The 25,793-nt window shown below is 58.5% G+C and carries 19 protein-coding genes and 1 tRNA gene; 3 read left to right on the top strand and 17 right to left on the bottom strand.

Going from position 1 to position 25,793, the window contains the following annotated elements; translation table 11 throughout:
* Window positions 1–144 precede the first annotated feature (144 nt).
* From EL257_RS24655 to rpsU, 5 genes are all read right to left on the bottom strand, one after another.
* Window positions 145–221: transfer RNA gene (locus EL257_RS24655), tRNA-Ile, on the bottom strand.
* A gap of 137 nt (window positions 222–358) precedes the next feature.
* On the bottom strand, window positions 359–4,105 hold the full coding sequence (locus EL257_RS24645) for an EAL domain-containing protein (RefSeq protein WP_126366957.1): 3,747 nt from the start codon (window positions 4,103–4,105) through the stop codon (window positions 359–361).
* Window positions 4,106–4,231: 126 nt separating this feature from the next.
* Window positions 4,232–6,079, bottom strand: coding sequence for an RNA polymerase sigma factor RpoD (rpoD, locus tag EL257_RS24640; protein WP_126366955.1), 1,848 nt, complete (start codon window positions 6,077–6,079; stop codon window positions 4,232–4,234).
* Between the two features lie 67 nt (window positions 6,080–6,146).
* Window positions 6,147–8,111, bottom strand: a complete 1,965-nt coding sequence (gene dnaG / locus EL257_RS24635) for a DNA primase (protein WP_126366953.1) — start codon at window positions 8,109–8,111, stop codon at window positions 6,147–6,149.
* Window positions 8,112–8,597: 486 nt separating this feature from the next.
* A complete protein-coding gene (gene rpsU / locus EL257_RS24630) occupies window positions 8,598–8,813 on the bottom strand; it encodes a 30S ribosomal protein S21 (RefSeq protein WP_002551877.1) in 216 nt (71 codons plus the stop codon).
* 199 nt (window positions 8,814–9,012) lie between these two features.
* Here rpsU and tsaD point away from each other — a divergent pair, with 199 nt between their 5' ends.
* Window positions 9,013–10,038 (top strand): tRNA (adenosine(37)-N6)-threonylcarbamoyltransferase complex transferase subunit TsaD, encoded by a 1,026-nt coding sequence (gene tsaD, locus EL257_RS24625; RefSeq protein ID WP_126366945.1) that lies wholly within the window; start codon window positions 9,013–9,015, stop codon window positions 10,036–10,038.
* A 23-nt stretch (window positions 10,039–10,061) separates the two neighbouring features.
* On the opposite strand, the gene plsY is transcribed toward tsaD, so the two are convergent.
* A complete protein-coding gene (gene plsY / locus EL257_RS24620) occupies window positions 10,062–10,631 on the bottom strand; it encodes a glycerol-3-phosphate 1-O-acyltransferase PlsY (protein ID WP_126366943.1) in 570 nt (189 codons plus the stop codon).
* A gap of 74 nt (window positions 10,632–10,705) precedes the next feature.
* Between plsY and folB the strand changes: the two genes are divergently transcribed.
* Together folB and folK are read left to right on the top strand one after the other, a co-directional pair.
* A complete protein-coding gene (gene folB / locus EL257_RS24615) occupies window positions 10,706–11,062 on the top strand; it encodes a dihydroneopterin aldolase (protein ID WP_126366941.1) in 357 nt (118 codons plus the stop codon).
* A complete protein-coding gene (gene folK, locus EL257_RS24610) occupies window positions 11,053–11,568 on the top strand; it encodes a 2-amino-4-hydroxy-6-hydroxymethyldihydropteridine diphosphokinase (RefSeq protein WP_126366939.1) in 516 nt (171 codons plus the stop codon). The genes folB and folK overlap by 10 nt, the downstream gene beginning before the upstream one ends.
* A gap of 117 nt (window positions 11,569–11,685) precedes the next feature.
* On the opposite strand, the gene EL257_RS24605 is transcribed toward folK, so the two are convergent.
* The 11 genes from EL257_RS24605 to EL257_RS24555 all read right to left on the bottom strand — a co-directional run bounded on the left by EL257_RS24605 (window position 11,686) and on the right by EL257_RS24555 (window position 25,777).
* Window positions 11,686–12,909, bottom strand: coding sequence for a multifunctional CCA addition/repair protein (locus EL257_RS24605; RefSeq protein WP_126366937.1), 1,224 nt, complete (start codon window positions 12,907–12,909; stop codon window positions 11,686–11,688).
* Window positions 12,910–12,972: 63 nt separating this feature from the next.
* Window positions 12,973–14,535 (bottom strand): SpoVR family protein, encoded by a 1,563-nt coding sequence (locus EL257_RS24600; RefSeq protein WP_126366935.1) that lies wholly within the window; start codon window positions 14,533–14,535, stop codon window positions 12,973–12,975.
* Entirely contained in the window at window positions 14,532–15,803 is a 1,272-nt protein-coding gene (locus tag EL257_RS24595) for a YeaH/YhbH family protein (RefSeq protein ID WP_126366933.1), read from the bottom strand. Before EL257_RS24595 ends, EL257_RS24600 begins: the two co-directional genes overlap by 4 nt.
* A 119-nt stretch (window positions 15,804–15,922) precedes the next feature.
* The gene (locus EL257_RS24590; protein WP_090286853.1) at window positions 15,923–17,845 is read right to left on the bottom strand and encodes a PrkA family serine protein kinase; all 1,923 of its coding nucleotides are present in this window, start codon (window positions 17,843–17,845) and stop codon (window positions 15,923–15,925) included.
* A 297-nt stretch (window positions 17,846–18,142) separates the two neighbouring features.
* The gene (gene glpE, locus EL257_RS24585) at window positions 18,143–18,472 is read right to left on the bottom strand and encodes a thiosulfate sulfurtransferase GlpE (protein WP_126366931.1); all 330 of its coding nucleotides are present in this window, start codon (window positions 18,470–18,472) and stop codon (window positions 18,143–18,145) included.
* Between the two features lie 33 nt (window positions 18,473–18,505).
* Window positions 18,506–19,387, bottom strand: coding sequence for a symmetrical bis(5'-nucleosyl)-tetraphosphatase (locus tag EL257_RS24580; RefSeq protein WP_126366929.1), 882 nt, complete (start codon window positions 19,385–19,387; stop codon window positions 18,506–18,508).
* Window positions 19,387–19,767 (bottom strand): Co2+/Mg2+ efflux protein ApaG, encoded by a 381-nt coding sequence (gene apaG / locus EL257_RS24575; RefSeq protein WP_126366927.1) that lies wholly within the window; start codon window positions 19,765–19,767, stop codon window positions 19,387–19,389. Before apaG ends, EL257_RS24580 begins: the two co-directional genes overlap by 1 nt.
* 113 nt (window positions 19,768–19,880) lie before the next feature.
* Window positions 19,881–20,699 carry a 16S rRNA (adenine(1518)-N(6)/adenine(1519)-N(6))-dimethyltransferase RsmA gene (gene rsmA / locus EL257_RS24570; RefSeq protein ID WP_126366925.1) on the bottom strand — a complete coding sequence of 273 codons (819 nt, stop codon included), beginning with the start codon at window positions 20,697–20,699 and terminating at the stop codon, window positions 19,881–19,883.
* Complete coding sequence (pdxA, locus tag EL257_RS24565) at window positions 20,696–21,685, bottom strand: 4-hydroxythreonine-4-phosphate dehydrogenase PdxA (RefSeq protein WP_126366923.1); 990 nt, start codon at window positions 21,683–21,685, stop codon at window positions 20,696–20,698. Before pdxA ends, rsmA begins: the two co-directional genes overlap by 4 nt.
* Entirely contained in the window at window positions 21,682–22,998 is a 1,317-nt protein-coding gene (gene surA, locus EL257_RS24560; protein WP_145964616.1) for a peptidylprolyl isomerase SurA, read from the bottom strand. Before surA ends, pdxA begins: the two co-directional genes overlap by 4 nt.
* A complete protein-coding gene (locus tag EL257_RS24555) occupies window positions 22,979–25,777 on the bottom strand; it encodes an LPS-assembly protein LptD (RefSeq protein ID WP_126366921.1) in 2,799 nt (932 codons plus the stop codon). Before EL257_RS24555 ends, surA begins: the two co-directional genes overlap by 20 nt.
* Window positions 25,778–25,793 lie beyond the last annotated feature (16 nt).

Genomic DNA, 25,793 nt, shown 5'->3' with positions numbered 1-25,793 from the left:
TACAACACCCACCTAGCTTTCGGTGTTGCACTTGCCATGTCAAGCAAAAGTCTTGAAATGAGGATTTTTTAGCACGCGAAAAACTCCGACAGCGTTATCAGAGAAATTGTGCAGAATTCATGAAGTGCTTGATATACAAGGAGATGGGGCCACCGGCGGGAATCGAACCCGCGACCCACCGATTATGAGTCGGTTGCTCTAACCAATTGAGCTACAGTGGCGCTGAGGTGATGCAAAACTACCAGAAATGAGGTTCAAATGCCACACCGACATTCATACCACATAAGAACCGTGGACCAAAGGATTATGAGTCCTCTGCTCTAACCAACTGAGCTATAGGCCCTCAGTAGGCCGCGGATTATAGCGATGGTTTCTCGGCTGTGCTATCCGAAAAATCCGATACGGTCACACGCAGAAACGTTGCGGCGAATTCTTCCGGCGGCAGCGGCAGGCTGACGATGTAGCCCTGAATCTGTTCGCAGCCTTCGGTGGCGAGGAATTGTTGCTGTGCCTGGGTCTCCACGCCTTCGGCGATGACAGTAAATTGCATGCTCCGGCCGAGGGCGATGATCGCTCGCACAATTGCCGCATCGTGGGGGTCATCGGGCAGTCCGCGGACGAACGACTGGTCGATCTTGAGGATGTCCAGCGGCAGGCGCTTGAGGTAACTGAGCGAGGAATAACCGGTGCCGAAGTCGTCGATCGCCAGTTGCACGCCGAGGTGTTTGAGCTGGTGCAGTACGGCCAGCGCCTCTTCGGCCTGACTCATGATGAAATTCTCGGTAATTTCCAGTTGCAGTAAATCGGGCTGCAGGCGGTTTTCATTAAGCAGTTGTTCGATGCGTCCCAGCAGATTCGGTTGGCGTAACTGCGCACCGGCGAGGTTCACCGATACTGGACCGGGGCTGTCGTAAACCTGGTTCCATTCGAACATCTGCCGACACGCAGTCTCCAGCACCCAATCGCCAATCTGCAGGATCATGCCGTTCTCTTCAGCCAGCGGAATGAAGTGCTCCGGCGGCACATCGCCAAACGTCGGGTGACGCCAGCGAATCAGGGCTTCGGCACCGACGAGGCTGTGGTCAACCAGGCTGATCTTGGGTTGGTAGCAGAGAAACAGTTCGTCACGTTCGATGGCGCGGCGCAATTCATGCTCGAGCGCCACGCGCTCACTGGCCTGGGCGGTGAGATCGCGGGTGTAGCTTTCGACGCGATTGCGGCCCTTGGCCTTGGAGCGGTACATCGCTGCGTCGGCGTTTTTTACCAGTGTGGCAACATCGCAGCCGTCACGCGGATACAGGCTTGTGCCGATGCTGGCGCTGATGAAAAACTCATGCTCGCCGGCCTGGAACGGTGCGCCAAAACAGTTGAGCAACTTGCCGGCGATATTGTCGGCGTCGCTGGCCTGTTGCAGGCCAGGCAGCAGAATAATGAATTCATCGCCACCCAATCGCGCAACCGTGTCGATATCGCGCAACTGTTCCTTCAAACGCACGGCAATGCCCTTGAGCAACAGGTCGCCGACCGGATGCCCGAGGCTGTCGTTGATGTGTTTGAAGCGGTCTAGGTCGAGAAACAGCACAGCGCCTTGACCGCCGTTTTCCTGCTGATTGTTCAGCGCAGTCAACAAGCGGCTCTCGAATAACGTGCGGTTCGGCAGACCGGTGAGCGGGTCGTGATGAGCCTGATAATCGAGTTTGGCCTGCGCATGTTTGAGACTGGAAATGTCGGCGAATACCGCGACAAAGTGAGTGATGAGCTTGTCGCGGTTGCGCACGGCGCTGATGGTCAGCCAGCTCGGGTATAGCTCGCCGTTTTTGCGCCGGTTGGAAATCTCGCCCTGCCAGTGACCTTCGGCCGTCAACTGGTGCCACATCGCCGCATAAAACGCGCTGTCGTGCAGGCCGGACGCGAGCAGACGCGGAGTGTGCCCGAGCGCTTCGCTTTCGCTGTAACCGGTGATTTCGGTAAAGGCACGGTTGACCGCGCTGATGTGCTGTTGGGTGTCGGTGATCAACACGCCTTCGGCGGTGCTTTCGAAAACCGTTGCTGCCTGCTGCAGTTTTTCCTGCATGAGATGACGTTCGGTGATGTCGCGGGCAATGGTCAGCATGCAGTCTTCGTCGCCGATCGGCAGGGGTCTGCTGGAGACTTCGCAGAGACGAATCTGGCCGTCGCTGCGGCGAATATGGCAGGTGAAGTCACGGACGAAACCGTCCCGCTGCAACAGATCGAGCATCTGTTTGCGCTCGTTGAGGTTGACCCAGATGCCCAGGTCCAGCGCCGAGCGATCCACCGACATCGCACTGTTGAAACCGGTGATGCGGCTGAAACCTTCGTTGACTTCCATCAGCAGGCCATCGCTTTGCCGCGATAGCAGCAAGCCGTCCGGCGAAGCATGGAAGGCCTTGGCGAACTTCTCTTCGGAAGTCTGCAACTGCTGTTGGGTCTCCTTGAGCTGGGTAATGTCGCGCACCACCACCACCAATGCTGGCGTGGTGTCGAGGTCGAATGGCTCGGCGGAAATCAGGCCAGTGAACAACTGGCCATTGTTGCGGCGAAAGGGCATTTCCAGGTTGCGAATGCTGCCGGCCTGCAGGCGCTGCAACAAACCTGGCCCTACGCCGGGAATCCCCCAGATATTAAGATTCGTCGCGGTTTGACCGATCACTTGGTGGGCCCTGAGCCCCATCTGTGTTTCAAACGCTTCGTTGACTTCCAGCAGGCAGCCATCGGAGAGCCGCGCGATCACCAGAATGTCCGGGCATTGCTGGAACACCGAGGCAAACTTCTGCTCGGACAGGCGCAATGCTTCTTCGGTACGCTTGATTTCGCTGATGTCGATCATCAGCCCGCGCATCACCGGCTCATGGCCGTGTTCGATCAGACTGACAATATCGCGCACCCACAGGCAGCGGCCGTCGGCGGTGATAACCCGATAGTCGACGGTATGATCACGGCCCTGACGCAGCGCCTCTTTGCAATAACTCTGCGTGCGCGTCAGATCGGCGGGATGAATGATGTTGTGCCAGAACCCGGGAATCAGCCAGTGCGATTGCGGATAGCCGAGCAGATCCTCGGCGTGGGGCGATACATAGCTGTAGGTGAAGTCGCTCATTCGCGCTTCCCAAGCGATAGCCGACAGGCTTTCCACCAGGCCGCGGTAGTGATATTCGCTGCTGCGCAACTCTTGTTCGAGGTCGATACGCCGGGTGATTTCCGAGCTCAGACGCCGGTTGATGCGAATCACCACTGCCAGAACGGTCACCAGCAGCAACAGGCCGGGCAGGCCATACATGAGCAGATCCGACCAGAACGTGCGGTGATCGAGCACGTTACCGACCCAGTGTTCCTGGATGCTGCTGATCTCCGCAGGCGACATGTCGGCGAGGACTTTGTCGAGGATCCCTATCAGTACCTTGTTGTCGCGGGGGACGGCCATGGCCAGTTGATAGCGATACGGGGTTTCGCCGCTTACATAGAGGCCGTCCAGTTTGAGCTGGCGCAAGCTCCAGACGCTTGAGGCGAGGTCGCCGACCACGGCGTCCACTTCATCGGTCGCCAATGCTTGCAGCGCCGAACTGACATTGGGCATGGCAACCAGGTTGAGGTCTGGATGGTGTGTACGCAGCAGTTCGTGAGGTGCGTAGTTTTCCACTACGGCGATTTTCAGCCCATACAGATCATCCAGTTTGCGCGGTTGTGCGCCGCCGACATGGGCAAGAATGACAATGGGAAAGTCGAGATAGGGGCGGGTGAACGACAGGTAGCTCTGGCGCTCCGGGGTCGACATGATGCCGGGCAGCAAATCGATCTTGCCGGTTTTGACTTGCTCCAGCACCACCGTCCAGCTGACCGGCTCGATGGGCGAGAGTTTGATCGCCAGACGTTGGCGAATCACGTCGATGTAATCGGCCGCGAGACCCTGATAACGGGTCTGCTCGTCGCGGAACTCAAAGGGCGGCCACGATGCGTCGACACCCAGGCGCAGATCGGGGTGAGCCGCCAGCCAGCTACGTTCTTCTTCGGTGAGAGTGAGCGCGGCAGCCGTGGCGGTCCAGAGCATCAGTGACAGCAGAAAAAGCACGGGCGCCAGTCTGGGCATAACGCTCTCGTTATGGATCGGGGGGATTGTTTCGAGTGTAGACGGGGTATACGGCGGGGGAGGGTGCTGCGGGGAATTTAATCTGCCACAAAACAAAACCCCCGGCACGGGCCGGGGGTTCTGGTATCACTCGTCGAGGAAGGAGCGCAGATGCTCGCTTCGCGTCGGGTGGCGCAGCTTGCGCAGCGCCTTGGCTTCAATCTGACGGATCCGCTCACGCGTTACGTCAAACTGTTTGCCCACTTCTTCGAGCGTATGGTCGGTGTTCATGTCGATACCGAAACGCATGCGCAGTACTTTGGCTTCACGGGCAGTAAGGCCGGACAGTACTTCGCGAGTCGCTTCCTTGAGGCTCTCAACTGTGGCGACATCGATTGGCGACTGCATGGTCGAGTCTTCGATGAAGTCACCCAGATGGGAGTCTTCGTCATCACCGATCGGCGTTTCCATGGAGATCGGCTCTTTAGCGATCTTCAATACCTTGCGGATCTTGTCCTCAGGCATTTCCATGCGCTCGCCAAGCTCTTCCGGGGTCGGTTCGCGACCCATTTCCTGCAACATCTGCCGGGAAATACGGTTGAGCTTGTTGATCGTCTCGATCATGTGCACCGGGATACGGATGGTGCGGGCCTGGTCGGCGATCGAGCGAGTGATCGCCTGACGGATCCACCAGGTGGCATAAGTCGAGAACTTGTAACCACGACGGTATTCGAACTTGTCCACCGCTTTCATCAGGCCGATGTTGCCTTCCTGGATCAGGTCGAGGAATTGCAGGCCGCGGTTGGTGTACTTCTTGGCGATCGAGATCACCAGACGCAAGTTGGCTTCAACCATCTCTTTCTTCGCGCGGCGGGCCTTGGCCTCACCGATCGACATGCGACGGTTGATGTCCTTGATCTCTGCAATGGTCAGACCGGTCTCGGTTTCCAGCGCAATCAGCTTTTGCTGGCAACGGAGGATGTCCGGCTGTACGCGACCGATGGCTTCGGCGTACTTGCTCTTGCCTTTGGCCAGGCCGTCAGACCAGCTTTCGTCGACTTCGTGGCCCGGGAACTGGCGCAGGAAATCGGCGCGCGGCATACGTGCATCACGTACGCACAGCTGCATGATCGCGCGCTCTTGCTGACGCAGACGATCCAGGGCACTGCGCACACGCTCGACCAGGCCTTCGAATTGCTTCGGCACCAGTTTGATCGGCATGAACAGCTCGGCCAGTGCGAGCAACTCGGCAATCGCTGCCTTGTTGTTGCGACCGTGCTTTTTCAGGGCCTTGCGGGTGATTTCCATCTGATCGGCCACAGCGCCAAAACGCTGTGCGGCGATGACCGGATCCGGACCGCTTTCGGCTTCTTCTTCGTCATCGGAAGATTCGGCGTCATCATCGTCGGTCTCCTCTGCAGCCTTGGCGGCTTTCGGATCGACCGGCGGCGGCACTTCTGCCGCAGGCGGCGCAATGCCGTCGTCCGGGTCGATATAACCGCTCAGGACGTCGGACAGGCGACCACCTTCGGTGGTGACGCGGGTGTACTCGGAGAGAATGTGGTCAACCGTGCCAGGGAAGTGCGCGATTGCGCTCATCACTTCACGAATGCCTTCTTCGATCCGCTTGGCGATTTCGATTTCGCCTTCACGGGTCAGAAGCTCGACCGTACCCATTTCACGCATGTACATGCGCACCGGGTCAGTGGTGCGACCGATATCGGTCTCCACCGCCGCCAACGCAGCGGCTGCTTCTTCCGCAGCGGCCTCGTCGGTATCGGCGTCGGCCAACATAAGGGCGTCCGCATCCGGAGCACTCTCGTGTACGGGGATCCCCATGTCGTTGATCATGCGGATGATGTCTTCCACCTGCTCAGGATCTGAAATATCCTCGGGCAGGTGGTCGTTGACCTCGGCGTAAGTCAGATACTTCTGCTCACGACCCAGTTTGATCAACTCAATAATACGAGACTGCTGTTGCGCTTTTCCGGACATAACACCCTATCCACTGAAGGTCTTGGCGGGCAAAAAACAAGCCGAGGATTATACCTGAGCTATGACCTCACGCGCCAGTTGAGGTCGGGTTTGATGCGGAAACATTGCGACTTAAAAGGTCGCGCAGTTGATTTTTCTCTTCAATACTCAGTTCGCTTTGTCGGGCTTTCCTGAGTAACTGTTCAAGATTTCGCTCGCGTTGGCGGGCTGACAAGCTAGTAATGGTGTCGAAAAACTGTTGTTCAAGGTTTTCTCCATCAATCAGCCATTCCTTTTCTGCCAGTGCCTTGAGCAAGCGACCCTGTTCAGTGCCGTGCCATCGCGCGATCAACTGAAATGAGTTTAGCTTGGGATTCTTCTGTACGGCTTCGAGCAGCGCCACAAGTAGCTGGGCGTTGGTCTGATTTTCGTCGGCAATGTGCCCGGCGTCCTCGACGCGCTCGGCCAATTGCGGATGGTGCAGCAATGTGCGCAGGGCGGTCAGGGTCGGTGACTCGACACCAATTGGCGTGCGCGGACGCTGCTGTTCGCGGTCGCCACCACGCTTGCCATTCTTGTCCCAGGGCTTTTTGTCCCATTTCTTGCCGCCGGCGCCAGGTTTCTTTGGCGTCCATTCCTGCTGCGGCGCGTATATGTCCTGCGCCTGGGGCTGATGGTAGTCGCTGTAATCCGGCATGACGTCGTAATTGATGCCGGGATCGTAGGCCGGCGGCGCCTCTTGCGGCGCGCTCTGCACCAATTGGCTGACGGTTTCGCTGCTCAGGCCGGTGATTTCGGTCAGGCGTTGCCGCATCAGGATGCGCAGGTTGGCGCCTGGCACCTTGTCGATCAACGGTGCGGCGAGGGTCGCCATGTGCGCCTTGCCCTCGAGCGAGCGCGGGTCAGCTTCTTCCGTCAATTGCTGGAAAAAATAATCCGCCAGCGGCTGGGCGTGCTGATTGATTCGTGCCTTGAACGCATCGGTGCCTTCGGCGCGCACCAGGGTGTCCGGGTCTTCGCCTTCCGGTAGAAACAGGAACCGCGCACGGCGGCCGTCCTGCAGGCTCGACAGCGTTGCCTCAAGGGCGCGCCACGCGGCGTTGCGGCCAGCCTGGTCGCCGTCAAAGCAGAACAATACGTTCGGCACGACGCGGAACAGGCGCTTCAAGTGTTCTTCGCTGGTCGCCGTGCCCAGTGTCGCCACAGCATTTTTCAGGCCTTGCTGGGCGAGGGCGATGACGTCCATATAACCTTCGACGACGATGATTTCGTCGAGGTTGCGGTTGTTCTTGCGCGCTTCATAAAGGCCATAGAGTTCCTGGCCTTTATGGAATACCGGAGTTTCCGGAGAGTTCAGATATTTCGGCTTGTCGTCGCCGAGTACGCGGCCACCGAACGCAATGATACGGCCACGGGTGTCGCGGATCGGAAACATTACGCGATCGCGGAAGCGGTCATAGCGTTTGCCGGTTTCGGCGTTCTCGATCAGCAGGCCAGCGTCGATCATGGCCTTTTGTTGCAGGGTATCGCTGCTCAAATGCTTGAACAGGTTGTCCCAGCCTGGCGGTGCAAACCCGAGGCCGAAATCCCGGGCGATCTCGCCAGTCAGGCCGCGACCCTTGAGGTAATCCACCGCAGCCTTGCGCGACGGATGACTCTTGAGTGCCTGTCGATAAAAGTCGGCGGCGGCGGTGAGCAGCGGGTACAGCGGCGAATCGGTCGGCTGGCGCGGTTTGCGTTCGCGGCCACTTTCTTCGCGGGGGATTTCCATGCCGGCGGCTTTGGCCAGATCTTCGACGGCCTGGGGGAAATCCAGGTTGTCGTGATCCATGAGAAAGCCGAGAGCATTACCGCCGGCGCCGCAGCCGAAGCAGTAATAGAACTGCTTGTCGGGGCTGACGCTGAACGACGGTGTTTTTTCTTTGTGAAACGGGCAACAGGCGGTGTAGTTCTTGCCGGCCTTCTTCAATTGCACGCGCGAGCTGACCACGTCGACGATGTCGGTGCGGTTCAGCAGGTCGTCAATGAAGCTCTGGGGAATCAGCCCGGCCATGGCGTTCTCGTCGTCTGCGCTGCAATAAGTCCGTTGCGACAGGCTGCTGCACGCGGGTCATTGTTGGAAACGCACAGAGTGTGCGGCTCGACCGGTGTCGTATGCGTAATCGCTGTCGGGAAGTGTATCTGCCGAAAATCCACTGACGTTAGTGCCTATCAGTCTTCGACTATTTGAAAGTGTTGCGCTGAATCCGCTGACGGCCGGTTGTCGGCCTCGGATAGCTCAATAAAGCGGGCACGCATGCAGGTGCCTTGGGCTGATCGTCGTAAGAGGAATCAGTGGGTGTGCTCGTCAGTAGCCTTGAAAGACTCGTCAGAAAAGACGTGCACCGCTGGCAAAAGAGCCAGGTCTGACGTGTGAAGCAGATTCGTCTTGGTCGCGTCTGCGGCTTCGACGGTGAAGCATCAAGCGTTTTACGCAAATGCCATTAGCCCGGCTGAGAGCCGGGCTTAGGCAAAGAAGCTTGCAACGAACGTCTGTGTATTAGTACAGACGAACGGCGCGGCGCTGTTCGCGCTGAACTTTCTTGGCGTGACGCTTAACAGCAGCAGCTGCCTTGCGCTTACGCTCAGAAGTTGGCTTCTCGTAAAATTCGCGGCTACGAACTTCAGCCAGTACACCGGCTTTTTCGCAGGAGCGCTTGAAACGACGCAGAGCTACGTCGAAGGGTTCGTTCTCTTTTACTTTGACGGCTGGCATCCAGAGCTACCTTCATTCATTACCGGGGTCAACATCCTCGCGGCAAAAGAGCACTTGAAGACGTCGGTTTTTAAGGGTTGCGGATGTTAACCCCTCATCGCTCGGAATGCAAAGCCTCTGATCGAAAACCGCTGGTCGGGGCATCACGCGGCGACTATTATGCGCGCCTTCGAATTCAGCCTAAACAAGGCGCAAACCCATGCTAGTACTGGGATTAGAAACTTCCTGCGACGAAACCGGCGTCGCATTATATGACAGCGAGCGCGGTCTGTTGGCTGACGCACTGTTCAGCCAGATCGACCTGCACCGCGCCTATGGCGGTGTGGTACCGGAGCTGGCCTCGCGTGACCACGTCAAGCGCATGCTGCCCTTGATCCGTCAGGTGTTGGCCGAGGCGGACTGTGTGCCGACCGAGATCGATGCGATCGCCTACACCGCGGGTCCTGGCCTGGTCGGCGCGTTGCTCGTGGGTGCGTCCTGCGCGCAAGCGCTGGCGTTTGCCTGGGGCATTCCGGCACTCGGCGTGCATCACATGGAAGGGCATTTGCTGGCACCGATGCTGGAGCCGAAACCGCCCGAATTCCCGTTCGTCGCTTTGTTGGTCTCCGGCGGTCATACGCAGCTGGTTCAGGTCGATGGCATCGGTCACTACAGCCTGCTCGGCGAGACGCTCGACGATGCGGCCGGTGAGGCATTCGACAAAACCGCGAAGATGATGGGTCTCAATTATCCAGGTGGGCCGGAAATCGCCAAACTGGCCGAGAAGGGCGTCGCCGGACGTTTCACCTTTCCGCGTCCGATGTGTGACCGCCCGGGCCTGCAATTCAGTTTCAGTGGTTTGAAAACCTCTGCTCTCAACGCCTGGCAGCACTGCGTCAGCGCCGGGGACGACGGCGAGCAAGCCCGTTGCGACATCGCGCTGGCGTTCCAGCAGGCCGTGGTGGAGACTTTGACCATCAAGTGCAAGCGCGCCCTGAAACAGGCGGGCATGAAGCGTCTGGTGATTGCTGGCGGTGTCAGTGCGAACAAGGCCCTGCGCGTCTCGTTGGAAAAGATGCTCGGCGATATGCAGGGCGATGTGTTCTACGCGCGTCCTGAGTTCTGCACCGATAACGGCGCGATGATCGCGTTCGCCGGTTGCCAGCGTTTGCAGGCCGGTCAGCAGGAAAGTCTGGCGATCAGCGTGCAGGCGCGCTGGCCGATGGAGCAATTGTCAGCGCTGTGATGCGCGGTGCTCATGGACGATCGTTAAAAATGCCGTTCGCGCCCGGCAAACAGGTCGCGTAGATTGCCGCGATGGCGCCAGACGATCAGCAAGGTCAGCGCGCTCATCGGCAACAGCGCCTCCGGTCGCTGCCATGCCAGCAGTGGCAGGGTCAAGGGCGTGGCGATCAGCGCTGCCAACGAGCTGGTGCGGGTCAGGTAAAACGTCAGTAGCCAGGCACAAGCGGCCAATAATGCCGCTGGCGGATACAGGCCGAGCAGCATCCCGGCCGCGGTTGCGACACCTTTGCCGCCACGAAAACGGAAGTACAGCGGGAACAGGTGACCGATCACGGCGCATACGCCGATCCAGGCCTGGTCTTGCAAAGAAAGGCCAGCCGCCGAGGCGATCAGCACCGGGACCAGGCCTTTGCACAGATCACCCAGCAGGGTCAGGATCGCCAGCTTGCGACCGGCCAGGCGCAGCATGTTGGTGGCGCCGGCATTGCCCGAGCCACTCATTCGCGGGTCCGGATTTCCGGTCATGCGGCTGAGCAAAATGGCGAAGGACAGCGAGCCGAGCAGGTAGGCGAGAGTCGCCAGTAACCAAAACATGCTAACTATTCCGGGCGAGGACGCCCTGATTCTAACGGCGCATTGCGCCCTTGTCGTGCAGTGGAGAGAAGTGCTTGGACAGAGTGTTTATCGAGGGCCTGGAAGTCGACACCGTGATCGGTGCCTATGACTGGGAGCGCGGCATCCGCCAGTGCCTGCGTCTTGATCTGAGCTTCGCCTGGGACAATCGCCCGGCCGCTGCCGGTGACGACCTGACCTTGGCGCTCGACTACGCCAGCGTCTCCACGCGTATTCAGGCTTTTGCCGAGCAGGCCCAGTTTCAACTGGTCGAAACGTTCGCTGAGCGTCTGGTCGAAGTGCTGATGACCGAATTCAATATCACTTGGGTGCGCCTGAAACTGACCAAGCCAGGCGCGGTGCCGGCTGCCAAGGGTGGCGTGGGCGTGGAGATCGAGCGCGGATGTCGCTGACTCAGGTCTATCTCGGGCTCGGTAGCAATATCGAGCGCGAAACACATTTGCGTGCCGGTCTCGATGCGTTGGCGACGTTTCTGGTAGATATCCGCTGTTCAGCGGTGTTCGAGAGCCAACCGGTGGGTATCAAGAGCGGACCGTTTTTCAATTTCGTAGTGTCGGCTTACACCGATCTGCCATTGATCGAATTGGATCGCCGCTTGAAATTCATCGAGGCGGACAACGGGCGTTACGCTCCGGATCGCAAGGGCTTGCCTCTGGATATCGACGTGCTGCTGTATGGCGATCTGTCGGGAAACTTCGACGGACTGATCTTGCCGCGGGCAGAAATTCTGAAAAACGCTTTTGTGCTGTGGCCGCTGTCGCTGATTGCCCCGGATCGTGTGCATCCGGGTGTGGGAAAAAGCTTCGCGACGTTGTGGGCAGAGGCGCACATTGATCAGGTGTTGGCGCCGGTTGCCTTCGAATGGCGTGGCACGCAATTGACCCCGCAGAATCTATAAACGCAAAAGATCGTCCGATCGCGGCCCGAGCCTGCGGCAGCTCCTACAGAGAAACGCATATCCGTGTAGGAGCTGCCGAAGGCTCGGGCCGCGATCGGACGATCTTTTGATCTTGAATCAGCCTTTGCGTTTGTAAACCTTTAAAGCCTTCAGCCGTTCACGCTTCAGCGCTTCGCCCAGCTCCGGCCCCTTGAATCCCTTCTCCAGCAACGGCTGCACCGCAACTTCCCGCGCTACCTTCGCCGCACCGCGCAAATAATCGGCTTGTGGATAACTTCTCAGCTCCAGCCCTTTGCGGCCCCGGGCGTCCATTTCGCAGGCGGCGATAAATTCTTCAAACCGCTGCGGCCGGCGATACACGTCAAAACTCTGCAACAACTCCAGCAACGTCGAAGCCTTGAGCTCCAGCGCTCGGTGACCGTGGGTGTGGTATTTGCCGACGAGCAAGGCCAATTCCTGACAGTCCTTCGGTGCCTTGAAGCGTTCGTTGACCGCTTTGATCAGCTTCAGGCCGGTGTGCTCATGGGCGATATGCCGTGGCCATTGTTCTTCCGGCGTGAGACCTTTGCCCAGGTCGTGCAGCAGGCAAGCCCAACGGACTGTAAGCGGCTGTTTATGGCGTGCCGACTGCTCGATCACGCTCAAAGTGTGCAGGCCCGTGTCGATTTCCGGGTGATGAATCGCTGGCTGCGGCACACCAAACAAGGCCTCCACTTCCGGCATCAATACCTTCAGTGCGCCACAGTCGCGCAGCACTTCGATAAATACGTGCGGGTAGTCTTCCATCAGCGCCCGGGAAATTTCTTTCCAGCTGCGCTCCGCGGTCAACGCTTGCAGTTCGCCGGACTCGCTAAGCTGACGCATCAGTTCCAGTGTTTCGTCGGCAACGGTAAATCTCAATCCGGCGTAACGTGCGGCGAAGCGGGCAACGCGCAAGACTCGCAAGGGATCTTCGGCGAATGCCGGGGAAACGTGGCGCAGGATTCGCGCTTCGAGATCGCGCTGGCCATGATAGGGATCGGTCAGATTGAGCTGATCATCCTCGGCCATCGCGTTGATGGTGAGATCACGACGGATCAGGTCTTCTTCCAGCGTGACTTCGGGGCTGGCATAAAAGGTAAAGCCGCCATATCCCCGGCCACTCTTGCGCTCAGTACGGGCTAGGGCGTATTCCTCGCCGGTCTTCGGATGAAGAAACACCGGGAAATCGGCGCCGACTGGTCGAAAACCCTGCGCGAGCATTTCTTCGGTCGTGGCGCCGACCACCACTCGATCTACGTCTGTAACCGGCAACCCCAACAGGCGATCACGTACCGCACCGCCAACCTTGTAAACCTGCATAGAAAACCTCCGTTAGCCTGACAGGATAACCCTTGCGTCAGGCTTTCGGCGGCCGAAAGCGGATCAAAGATGTATCACGGCCAGATCGAGTCGACCGTAATCCCCTTCGCTGTGTTCACCACGTGGCGGTACATGATGGGTTTTCATGATCTGATCTCCCTGCAGGGTTTCCAGATGAATATCGAAGCCCCACAAGCGGTGCAGGTGTTTGAGTACCTCCTCGGTAGAGTCGCCCAACGGTTTGCGGTCATGCTGCTGGTGGCGCAAGGTCAGTGATCGGTCACCGCGCCGATCAATGCTGTAGATCTGCACGTTCGGTTCGCGATTGCCGAGGTTGTACTGGGCGGCGAGCGTCTCGCGAATGATCCGGTAGCCGGGTTCGTCATGGATCGCCGGCACCAGCAGATCGTCCTTCTGATCATCATCGAGAATGCTGAACAGTTTCAGATCGCGGATTACCTTCGGCGACAGGTATTGCAGGATGAAACTCTCGTCCTTGAAGCTACTCATGGCGAACTTGATGGTCGACAGCCAGTCACTGCCAGCGATATCCGGGAACCAGTGCCGATCCTCCTCGGTAGGTTCTTCACACATCCGTCGGATGTCGCGATACATGGCAAAGCCCAGGGCATAAGGATTGATGCCGCTGTAGTAAGGACTGTCGAAGCCAGGCTGGAACACCACGCTGGTGTGCGACGTCAGAAACTCCATCATGAAGCCGTCGGTAACCAGGCCTTCGTCATAGAGGTCGTTCATCAACGTGTAGTGCCAGAACGTTGCCCATCCTTCGTTCATCACTTGCGTCTGCCGCTGTGGATAAAAATATTGGGCGATCTTGCGTACGATGCGCACGATCTCACGCTGCCATGGCTCCAGCAGTGGGGCGTGCTTTTCGATGAAGTAAAGGATGTTTTCCTGCGGTTCTGCCGGGAATCGCGCATTGTCCTTGTCGCTGTATTTGTCCGCGCCTTTGGGAATGGTGCGCCACAGATCGTTGATCTGCTTCTGCATGTGCTCTTCGCGATCTTTTTGCCGGCGGCGTTCTTCCTCGGCGGAAATCGGATAAGGACGTTTGTAGCGATCGACGCCGTAATTCATCAAGGCGTGACAGGAATCGAGCAGGTCTTCCACGGCATCGATGCCATGGCGTTCCTCGCATTGCATGATGTACTGCTTGGCAAACACCAGGTAGTCGATGATCGAACTGGCATCGGTCCAGGTGCGGAACAGGTAATTGCCCTTGAAGAAGCTGTTGTGGCCATAGCACGCATGCGCCACCACCAGCGCCTGCATGCAAATGGTGTTTTCTTCCATGAGATAGGCAATGCACGGGTCTGAGTTGATCACGATCTCGTACGCCAGACCCATCTGCCCGCGGCTGTAGGATTTCTCGGTGCTGAGGAAGTGTTTGCCGTAGGACCAGTGGTGGTAGCCCAATGGCATGCCCACCGACGCATAGGCATCCATCATCTGCTCGGCGGTGATCACCTCTATTTGGTTGGGATACGTGTCCAGCGCATAGCGGGCCGCGATACGGGCGATCTCGCGGTCATAGGTCTGGATCAGCTCGAAAGTCCATTCGGAGCCGGTGGAAATGGGTTGGCGCTTCTGCTCTTTGGCGGTCATGTCACTAACCTGCGCTGGAAGAGTTCACGGAAGACCGGATAGATATCTCCGGCCGAGACCAGTTGCTGCTGGGCAAAAGTGTCAGAAAAGGCTTCAGCGATGCGTTCGTACTCGTACCACAAGGCTTGATGTTCGCGCGGGGTGATTTCCACGTAAGTGTAGTACTGCACAAACGGCATGATCTGGTTGATCAGAATGTCACGGCAGATGGGCGAGTCGTCGTTCCAGTTATCGCCGTCGGAAGCCTGCGCCGCATAGATGTTCCACTCGTTGCTGGGGTAGCGCTCGGCCATGATCTCCTGCATCAGTTTCAATGCGCTGGAGACGATCGTCCCGCCGGTTTCCCGCGAATAGAAGAACTCCTCTTCATCAACTTCACGAGCGCTGGTGTGGTGGCGGATGAACACGACGTCGATCTTGTCGTAGTTCCGTTTCAGGAACAGGTACAAAAGAATGAAGAAGCGCTTGGCGATGTCCTTGGTTGCCTGGGTCATCGAGCCGGAAACGTCCATCAGGCAGAACATGACGGCTTTCGAGCTGGGGTTGGGCTGTTTGATCAGCAAGTTGTATTTCAAGTCGAACGTATCGAGGAACGGCACGCGATGGATGCGCGCGCTGAGCTTTTCAATTTCTGCCTCGAGCTCCTGAATGTCGCCGAAGTTGTCCGGCTCTTCGCGTTTCAGACGTTCAAGTTCCAGTTTGGCCTCGCGCAGTTTCGCCCGGCTGCTGCCGGACAAGGCAATACGCCGTGCGTGTGCCGAGCGCAGCGTGCGGATGATGTTGATCCGTGACGGGTTACCTTCGTTGCTGATCCCGGCACGCACGGTTTTGAACGTGTCGGTGCCGCTCAGGTTGCGTTTGACCAGGTTCGGCAGTTCGAGGTCTTCGAACATGAATTCGAGAAACTCTTCCTGAGTGATCTGGAAAACAAACTCGTCCATGCCTTCGCCGGAATTGCCGGCCTTGCCTGGACCTCGTCCGCCGCCACCTCCCGGTGGTCGGGCGATATGTTCGCCGGCAGTGAACTCCTTATTGCCGGGATGAACCACAGTCTGCTTGCCACCGCGTCCATGGTGAAGCACCGGCTCGTCGATGTCGCGACCGGGGATGCTGATCTGTTCGCCGTGCTCCATATCGGTGATGGAACGCCGGCTGACCGCTTCTTCGACTGCTTTTTTGATGTGGTCACGATAACGCCGCAGGAAACGCTGGCGGTTCACCGTGCTCTTGTTCTTGCCATTCAGGCGTCGGTCGATCACATAGCTCATAAGGCCCCTCCGGGGAGCTTCAAGTTTTGAGCTGCAAGCTGCAAGTAAAAGCGAACGCCCGTGTTTTCGGGGTCAAGCGCTTTGTTCTTGCAGCTTGTGGCTTATAGCTTGCAGCTGCCTCACTGCGACTTCCGTACCCGTAGGTACCATTCGGAAAGAAGCCGTACCTGTTTGTCGGTGTAGCCGCGTTCGACCATTCGTGTAACGAAGTCGTTGTGCTTTTGCTGATCCTCTTTGCTCGCCTTGGCATTGAAGCTGATGACTGGCAGCAGATCTTCGGTGTTCGAGAACATTTTCTTCTCGATGACCACCCGCAGTTTTTCGTAACTGAGCCAGGTCGGGTTCTTGCCGTTGTTGTTGGCCCGGGCGCGCAGGACGAAGTTGACGATCTCGTTGCGGAAATCCTTCGGATTGCTGATACCGGCCGGTTTCTCGATCTTTTCCAGTTCTTCGTTCAGCGCTACGCGGTTCAGGATCTCGCCGGTTTCCGGATCGCGGTATTCCTGATCCTGAATCCAGAAGTCCGCATACAGCACGTAACGGTCGAAGATGTTCTGGCCGTATTCGCTGTAGGACTCGAGATAAGCGGTCTGAATTTCTTTGCCGATGAACTCGATATAACGCGGCGCCAGGTATTCTTTCAGGTAGCGCAGATAGCGCTCGCGGGTTTCGGCCTGGAATTGTTCCTGTTCGATCTGCTGTTCCAGCACATAGAGCAAGTGCACCGGGTTGGCGGCGATTTCATGTGGATCGAAGTTGAAGACCTTGGACAGGATCTTGAACGCAAAGCGGGTCGACAGACCGTTCATGCCTTCGTCGACACCGGCCGAATCGCGATACTCCTGAATCGACTTGGCCTTTGGATCGGTGTCCTTGAGGTTCTCGCCGTCGTACACGCGCATCTTCGAATAGATGTTGGAATTTTCCGGCTCCTTGAGGCGCGACAGCACGGTGAACTGAGCGAGCATCTTCAGGGTGTCGGGCGCGCAGTGCGCTTTGGCCAGGGAGCTGTTGAACAGCAGTTTGTCGTAGATCTTCACCTCATCGCTGACGCGCAGGCAGTACGGCACTTTGACGATGTAGATCCGGTCGATGAACGCTTCGTTGTTCTTGTTGTTGCGGAAGGTGTGCCATTCCGATTCGTTGGAGTGAGCGAGCAGGATCCCGGTAAACGGAATCGCGCCGAGGCCTTCGGTACTGTTGTAGTTACCTTCCTGAGTGGCGGTCAGCAACGGGTGCAGCACCTTGATCGGTGCCTTGAACATTTCGACGAATTCCATCAGGCCCTGGTTGGCCCGGCACAGCGCACCGGAATAACTGTAGGCATCGGCGTCGTTCTGTGGATATTCCTCGAGTTTGCGGATGTCTACCTTGCCCACCAGTGCCGAGATGTCCTGGTTGTTCTCGTCGCCCGGTTCGGTCTTGGCCACGGCGATCTGGTTGAGGATCGACGGGTACAGTTTGACCACGCGGAACTGACTGATGTCGCCGCCGAATTCGGCCAGACGTTTGGTCGCCCACGGCGACATGATGGTGTTCAGGTAGCGCCGTGGAATGCCGAAGTCTTCTTCGAGGATCGCGCCATCTTCGGTGGCGTTGAACAGACCCAGTGGCGACTCGAATACCGGCGAGCCCTTGATCGCGTAGAAGGGCACCTTTTCAATCAGCTGTTTCAGCTTCTCGGCCAGCGACGACTTGCCGCCGCCGACGGGGCCGAGCAGATAAAGGATCTGTTTCTTCTCTTCCAGGCCTTGGGCGGCGTGGCGGAAATACGAGACGATCTGGTCGATGCATTCTTCCATCCCGTGGAAGTCTTCAAAGGCCGGATAGCGCCGGATCACCTTGTTGGAGAAGATGCGCGACAGCCTCGAATTGGTCGAGGTGTCGAGCAGTTCCGGTTCGCCGATGGCCAGCAGTAGGCGCTCGGCGGCGGAAACGTAGGCGCTGCGGTCCTTCTTGCACAGCTCCAGGTACTCTTGCAGCGAGAATTCTTCCTGGCGTGTGGACTCGAAGCGTTGTTGGAAGTGGCTAAAGATACTCATGACGTCACCTCGCTCGATACGTGGAGCCGACGCCGGATCACTCAGTCGATGCTGGCAAACAACCGTTTTCACAGCTGTTTGTTTACCCCCCAGAACACTTCCACGATCGACAATCGCGAAAGTCACTCCCGATGACCCGTGCGCCGGTGTACCGGCTCTCCCCTGATTTGGATGGCCTGCGCTTAAGGATAGTTGGGAATTCGGCAGGTAAAGGCGAGATACGTAATTAGTTGTGGCAGACCGTTCGTCTGCCCCGCGCGGGCCCGCGGAAGCCGGGGCCTGCGCCTGACAAAAAAATTATTCGTCGCTGCCTTGCGCAGTTTCCGAAGGATAGGTCGTACGCCACAGCTCAAAACCGCCATCCATGCTGTAGACGTCGGAGAATCCTTGGCCGATCAGGTACGCGGCCGCGCTTTGGCTGGAATTGCCGTGATAGCAAACCACTACGGTCGGCGCATCGAGGTCGGCGTCTTGAATGAAAGCGTGCAGTGAATGGTTATCCAGATGTTTCGAGCCGCTGATGTGCAGCGCGGCGAACGTTGCCGGATCGCGGACGTCGACCACGACGGCGCCTTGTTCACGCAGTGCCTGGGCCTGCTCTGGGGGGATTCTTTTGAATTCGCTCATGGCGGGTTCCTGTTGCTCGGCTGAACGTCCAGTTTAACGCGGGGCGCTCAGCGGATCGGTTTTGGGGATAAGTGGAGCGACCGTTGACGCGATACCGCCATGCTCGTCGCATTTGCAAGGCAGGCGCTCACCACTGTCAACGTTCATCAGAGTCAGGCTGCCGCCCCAGACACACCCGGTGTCCAGCGCCGAAATGCCCGGCTCATGGATATTGCCTTCGAGCGCCGCCCAGTGGCCGAAAATGATACGCAGGCCTTTGGTCTTGCGCTCCTTGTGCTGGAACCAGGGTTTGTAACCCGGTGGCGCGGTGTCGAGGCCTTCCTTGCTCTTGAGATCGAGCTTGCCCTCGGCCGTGCAGAAGCGCATGCGCGTGAAATAATTGGTGATGACGCGCAGGCGGTCGATGCCTTTGAGGTCGTTGTCCCACTTCGCTGGTTCGTTGCCATACATGCCGTCGAGGTACGCGGGGAACACATTATCGTCGCGCAGGGCCGTTTCGACTTCAGCCGCACACTTCAGCGCGCGGCGCAGCGACCATTGCGGAGGAATGCCTGCGTGCACCATAGCGACATCACGCATTTCGTCGTAGTGCATCAGCTTCTGCTGGCGCAGCCACTCCATCAGCTGTGGGCCGTCTGGCGCCTCAATGATCTCGCGCAGCGTGTCGCTTTTTTTCAGCCGTTCGATGTTCTTCGCCGCAGCCAACAGGTGCAGGTCATGGTTGCCCAGCACGCAAACCAGCGAATCGCGCATGGCATAGAGAAAACGCAAGGTCTCCAGGGATTGCGGGCCGCGGTTGACCAGATCGCCGACCAGCCACAGTCGATCGAGCTTCGGGTCGAATGCGACTTGATTGAGCAGGCATTTCAGCGGTTCGAGGCAGCCCTGCAGGTCACCGACGGCGTATGTCGTCATCAGTGCAGGGCTCCGGGCACTGCAAGGCGGAACGGCTTTATGACGGCATCGAAGTGTTTGCCATCGTCAGCAAGCATTTCGTAGGTGCCTTGCATGGTGCCGACCTTGGTGGTCATCACCGTGCCACTGCTGTAGGTGTGGCTTTTGCCTGCGGCGATCAACGGCTGCTGGCCAACTACTCCGGCGCCACGGACTTCTTCGACATGGCCGTCGCCATCGGTGATCACCCAGTGCCGCGACAAAAGCTTGGCCGGAATCTGGCCGTTGTTCTGCACGGTGATGGTGTAGGCGAAGGCGAAGCGATCGTGCTCGGGTTGCGATTGGTCTGCCAGATAGTGGGTGACGACGCTGACATCGACCTGGTAACGGGAATCGGACATGCAAAAGGCCTTAAACGAAGCGGAACGCGGGGCGTAGCTGATGGTGAGTCAGTCTAGGCAAGTATCGGGCAGTAAACCAGAGTGGCGTCCTGCCCGATAGCGTTCATCGTTTGTCAGTCTGCGGCAGGGGAGGCCGGGACCTGGACGGCGAGCTGATCGGCCAGACGCACGAATGCGGCCAGATCCAGTTGTTCCGGACGCAGGCTGCCATCGACACCGGCGGCTTCGATTTCGGCGTTGCTGAGCAATTGCTTGAGCGTATTGCGCAGGGTTTTGCGACGCTGATTGAACGCTTCACGAACCACACGCTCGAGCAGGCGATGGTCCTTGGCAGGGTGCGGCAGTACGGCGTGCGGCACCAGACGGACGATGGCCGAATCGACTTTCGGCGGCGGGTTGAAAGCACCCGGACCTACGTTGAACAGGTGATCGACGCGGCAGTGGTACTGAACCATGATCGACAAACGACCCCAATCACCGCCACCCGGACCCGCCGCCAGACGCTCGACCACTTCTTTCTGCAGCATGAAGTGCATGTCGCGAATGATGCCGGCGTTATTCAGCAGGTGAAAAATCAGTGGTGTCGAGATGTTGTACGGCAAGTTACCGACAACGCGCAGGCTGTTCGGCGCCGCATTGAGCGTGTTGAAATCGAACTTCAGTGCGTCGCCCTGGTGCAGGTTGAAATTGCTTTTGCCGGCGAACTGGTCGTTGAGGATCGGGATCAGGTCTTTGTCCAGTTCCACCACATCAAGCTGCGCGCCGGAGTTGAGCAAACCGGCGGTCAATGCGCCCTGGCCCGGACCGATTTCCAGCAGGCGGTCGTCGGGTTTGGCGCTGATGGAGCGCAGGATGCGGTCGATAACGCCGGCATCGTGCAGGAAGTTCTGGCCAAAGCGCTTGCGCGCCTTGTGTTGGTATTGCTCGGTCATAAACGGGTCTCGGCCATCTGGTAGGCGGTTTCCAGGGCGACTTGCAGGCTGCCGGTGTCGATCTTGCCGCTGCCGGCCAGGTCCAGGGCAGTGCCGTGGTCGACCGATGTACGGATGATCGGCAGGCCCAGCGTCACGTTGACGGCAGCACCGAAGCCTTTGTACTTCAGCACAGGCAGGCCCTGGTCGTGGTACATCGCCAGCACTGCGTCGCAGTGCTCCAGATATTTGGGGGTAAACAGAGTGTCGGCAGGCAGCGGGCCACGAAGGTCCATGCCCTCGCCGCGCAGGCGCTCTAAGGTGGGTTCGATGATGTCGATTTCTTCATGGCCCAGATGTCCGCCTTCGCCAGCGTGCGGGTTGAGTCCGCACACCAGGATGCGTGGCTGGGCGATGCCGAATTTGTTTTGCAGGTCGCTGTGCAGAATCCGCGTGACCCGCTCCAGCCGTTCTGGCGTGATCGCATCGGCAATCTCGCGCAGGGGCAGATGGGTCGTTACCAGCGCCACGCGCAAACCGCGGGTGGCAAGCATCATCACCACTTGTGCGGTATGGGTCAGGTCGGCAAGAAATTCAGTGTGCCCGGAAAACGCGATGCCTGAGTCGTTGATCACGCCTTTATGCACAGGAGCGGTAATCATCCCGGCGAAGTCGCCGTTCAGGCAGCCGTTGCCTGCGCGCGTCAGGGTTTCGAGGACAAAGGCAGCGTTGCTCTGGTCCAGCTGACCGGCAATCACGGCGGCGCTCAGCGGCGTATCCCAAACGTACAGGCTGTTGGCCGGCGCCGGCACGTCGGGCCAGTGATCAGGCGCGACATCCAGCAAATTGACGGCCAGCCCCAGCTGCGCGGCCCGCTCATTGAGCAGGTCGCGGCTGGTGATGGCTATCAGAGGATGTGGCTGGGCTTGCGAGGCGAGCAGCAGGCACAGGTCGGGACCGATGCCGGCTGGTTCGCCGGGGGTCAGCGCGAAACGCTTGGGTTTCACTGCGCTGCCTGGTCTGCACCAGGGAGTTTGATTTCTACGTAAGCTTCGTCACGGATCTGACGCAGCCAGGTTTGCAGCTCTTCATCGTATTTGCGGTTACGCAGTACGGTCGTGGCTTGCTGCTCGCGGGCTTGTTCTGTGCTGTCCGTGGCACGACGGCCCATGACTTCCAGAACGTGCCAGCCGTATTGGGTCTGGAATGGCTTGGACAGCTGACCTTGCGGGGTCGAGGCCATCACTTCGCGGAATTCCGGCACCAGTGCGTTCGGGTCGATCCAGTTCAGATCGCCGCCGTTGAGGGCCGAGCCTGGGTCTTCGGAATAGTTTTTCGCCAGTTCGGCGAAATCTTCACCCGCCAGGATACGGTCATACAGCGATTGCACCAGCGCCTTGGTCTTGGCTTCGTCGCGGATCGGACTTGGCTTGACCAGAATGTGGCGTACATGCACTTCATCACGCATCTGCGCTTCGCCACCGCGTTTGCCCAGCAGCTTCAAGATGATGAAGCCGCCCGGCGTGCGCGCAGGCTGAGTGATGTCGCCGACAGCCATGCTGCTCAACTCGCGGTCGAACGGCGGTGGCAATTGAGCGGCTTTACGCCAGCCCATGTCGCCGCCTTCCAGCGCGTTGTCGCTACCCGATTTCGCAACGGCCATCTGACCGAAGTCAGCGCCTTGCTTGAGTTGCTGGTAGACCTCCATGGCCTGACGTGCGGCGCTTTGAATCGCGTCAGAGTTGGCGCTCTCCGGCGTCGGGATCAGGATGTTGGCCAGGTGCAGCTCTTCAGAAAGTTGCATCTTGCCCAGATCCGAGGCGAGGAAGTTCTTCACTTCCTGCTCGGAGACCTGGATGCGTTCTGCCACACGGCGCTGACGCACACGGCTGATGATCATTTCGCGCTTGATCTGATCACGGGCGTCGTCATAGTTCAGGCCGTCGCGAGCCAGAGCGGCGCGGAACTGGTCGATCGACATGTTGTTGCGCTGGGCAATGGTGCCGACAGCCTGGTTCAGTTCTTCATCGGTAATGCGGATGCCGGAACGCTCGCCAATCTGCAGTTGCAGATTTTCGACGATCAGGCGCTCGAGCACCTGTTGATCCAGCACGCCCGGAGGCGGCAGACCGCCGCCACGCTTGGCGATGGTCTGCTGAACTTCGTGGACGCGTTGATCCAGTTGGCTCTGCATGACCACATCGTTGTCGACGATCGCTACCACTTTATCGATGGACTGTACCGCGGCGTTTGCCGCAGTACCCAGGAACAGCGCGCCCAGCATCAGCGGGCGCAGACAATCAGAAAGCTTGGTCTTCACGTTGACGATAACCTTGGATGCCTTTGTCGAGGAAACTCTCTACCTTGGCGCCAGTCAGGCCGCCGAGCCCCTTCAGAACAATTTGGAGGAAGACGCCGTGGTCGCCTTTTTCGTTTTCCGGGGCGTTCTGACTGTTTTCGTCAAAGCTGACCCAGTAACGGTTGATCAGGCGCAGTTTCCAGCAGCAGTTGTCATATTCGAAACCACCGAAGGCTTCCAGCGTACGGTTGCGGTTGTAGTCGTACTGCCAGCGACTGATGGCGTTCCACTGCGGAACGATCGGCCAGATGACCGAGAAGTCATGCTGCTGGATCTTGTAGTAGTCCTTCACATAGCCAGGTTGGCCAGGGCTGCCGTAGTCACCACCACCCACCGACCAGCGACCGGTGTTCTGGTCATAACGGACCTGGTCATTGCGATAGCGATAACCGGCGTTGATGACTTTGTTCGGGTTGTCTTCCGGCTGATAGTGGAACATCGCACTGCCGGAGCGAGGGCTGCGGCTGTCCGGATCCCAGTTATAGTCGGCTGTGGTGCGCCAATCGCGGTTCCAGCGGTATTCGTACTCAAGCGCGTACGGCGAAACATTGGCCTGGGAGTCTTGGCGAGTGCTCGCATCGATACCAGGAAGCTGAACCTTGCGGTCCTTGAAATACAGCGCCTGACCGACACTGATCCGCTGACGTTCGAAACCGTTTTCTTCAATCCAGCGGTTGGTCACGCCCAGCGACAGCTTGTTCTCGTCACCGACACGGTCGGCGCCGGAGAAGCGGTTGTCGCGGAACAGGGATGCATAGTTGAAGGTGTATTCGCCGGTGTCGAATACCGGAATGTCCCCTTGGTCTTTCTCGGGTACATAGAGGTAGAACAGGCGAGGCTCCAATGTCTGGCGGTAGTCCTTGCCGAACCAGGACGTGTTGCGATCGAAGTACAGACCGCTGTCGATGCTGACGATCGGGACGCCGCGATTCTGATTGCTGTCGAACCTGCCGTTCAGCTTTTGCTGCTCAGGGCTCAAGCTGGCGATTTGGGACTTGCCTGTGCCGTCGAGGTCAAGCTGATATTGGGTGTACTGGTACTTGATCGAAGGCTTCAGGAAACCATAGGTCCAATCCAGCGGAAGGCTGACGCCTGGTTTCACGTTCAGACGATCACCATTGGCCCGGCCCAGCCCAAACACGTTGTTATCGAGTCGACGCTCTACTGTGCCATCTTCGTTGACGAAGTTGCCGTCTTTGAGATCACGATCGAAGCGAACGATTTCGGTCTCGTAGTCGAAGCGCAAGCCTTGCGGATCGTAGGGTAGCCGACCATTGAAGGTAATCTGCGGCAGACGATCATAAGGCGTGATGTTCGATACGGTCGCCAGCTGATACGCCTGAGCGTTCAGGCGCGCCGTGTAGCTGTCGCCACGATAAGTCACCGAACCCTGTTGGTTGACGAAATCCTCGCTCTTGACGCCAATCTGATCACTCATCAGATCCTGGAAGTAATACGGATCGCTGATCTTGGTGTAGTCAACCTGAGTGAGCACGCGCGAGTCCAGACCACCCTTGTGCTGCCAGTTGTACATGTAGCGGGTTTTTTCGTAATCGGTCTGGTTTTTGCGCTCGTCGTCCTCGTCGTTCAGGTACGCCGCACCGAACTGGCCTTCGCTGGACTTCGTCAGGTAACGGAATTCGCCTTCCATCAGCAGGCCTTTCTTGGCCATGTACCGCGGATACAACGTGGCATCGTAGTTCGGCGCCAGGTTGAAGTAGTACGGCGTGACCAGCATGAAACCGGTATCGCTGCCGGTGCCGATGGTCGGCGGCAGGAAACCGGATTGGCGACGATCGTCGATCGGGAAGTAGATGTACGGCGTGTACAGGACCGGAATGTCCTTGACCCGCAGTGTCACGTTGGTCGCGGTACCGAAACCGGTGGCCGGGTTCAAGGTGATGTTGTTGCCCTTGAGCTGCCAGGCGTTGCTGTTCGGTTCGCACGTGGTGTACGTGCCGTCCTTCAAGCGGATGATCGCGTTCTCCGCGCGCTTGGCGTACAGCGCGTTACCGCGGATGCGCGATTTGTGCATCACGTATTCAGCGTTGTCGACCTTGGCTTCACCGGTGTCGAGCTGCACATCGGCGTGGTCGCCGACGATCAGTGCGCCGTTGTCGCGGATGCGCACATCACCATTGAGTTCGGCGCGGCTCTCGGCCTGGTACAGGCTCGCTTCGTCGGATTCGACCTGCATGCTGCCCTGACGCAGGACAACGTCGCCGGCCAGCGTGCCGACTTGATCATCGGTGTTATAGCGCGACGCTTTCGCGCCGATAAAGGTCGGAGCGTCGCTTTTGTTCGTCTTGTCGTTCATGCCAGGACGAGTCGGCTCGATGTACGCGCCGGAGCAATACGGGCCGGTCTCGGCCAATTGGGCGGCGGTGAGCTTCTCGCGCGGAACCCAGTCGAGGTGACTGAAGTCTTCGCTACGGGATTTCAAACCGCGGCCCTTGGCTTCGGTGACCAGTGCCGTTTTAGGGGCTGTGTCGGCAACCGAACCGTCTTCGGCCGCAGCTGCGCCGCTGGCACTGACGGCGGTGCCGTCATGTACGGGACGCGGCGGCAACGCGGCTGCCGGCGACTTGGGCGCACACGCCCAACCACCCGTAGCCGAGACGGAGCAGTCATACTGCTCGGCGGCGACAACGAATTGACTGGCCAGAGGTTGCATAGCCAGCAGACTGCCGGTTACCAACAACGGAAATTTTTTACGAAACGCGGGGGATTTCAATGCCATCTTATTAGTCCGGGCT

This window comes from Pseudomonas fluorescens, from assembly GCF_900636825.1.
GTDB lineage: Bacteria > Pseudomonadota > Gammaproteobacteria > Pseudomonadales > Pseudomonadaceae > Aquipseudomonas > Aquipseudomonas fluorescens_BG.
Note: the sequence above shows the minus strand (reverse complement) of the source record. Positions and strands in the feature narration are given on the sequence as shown.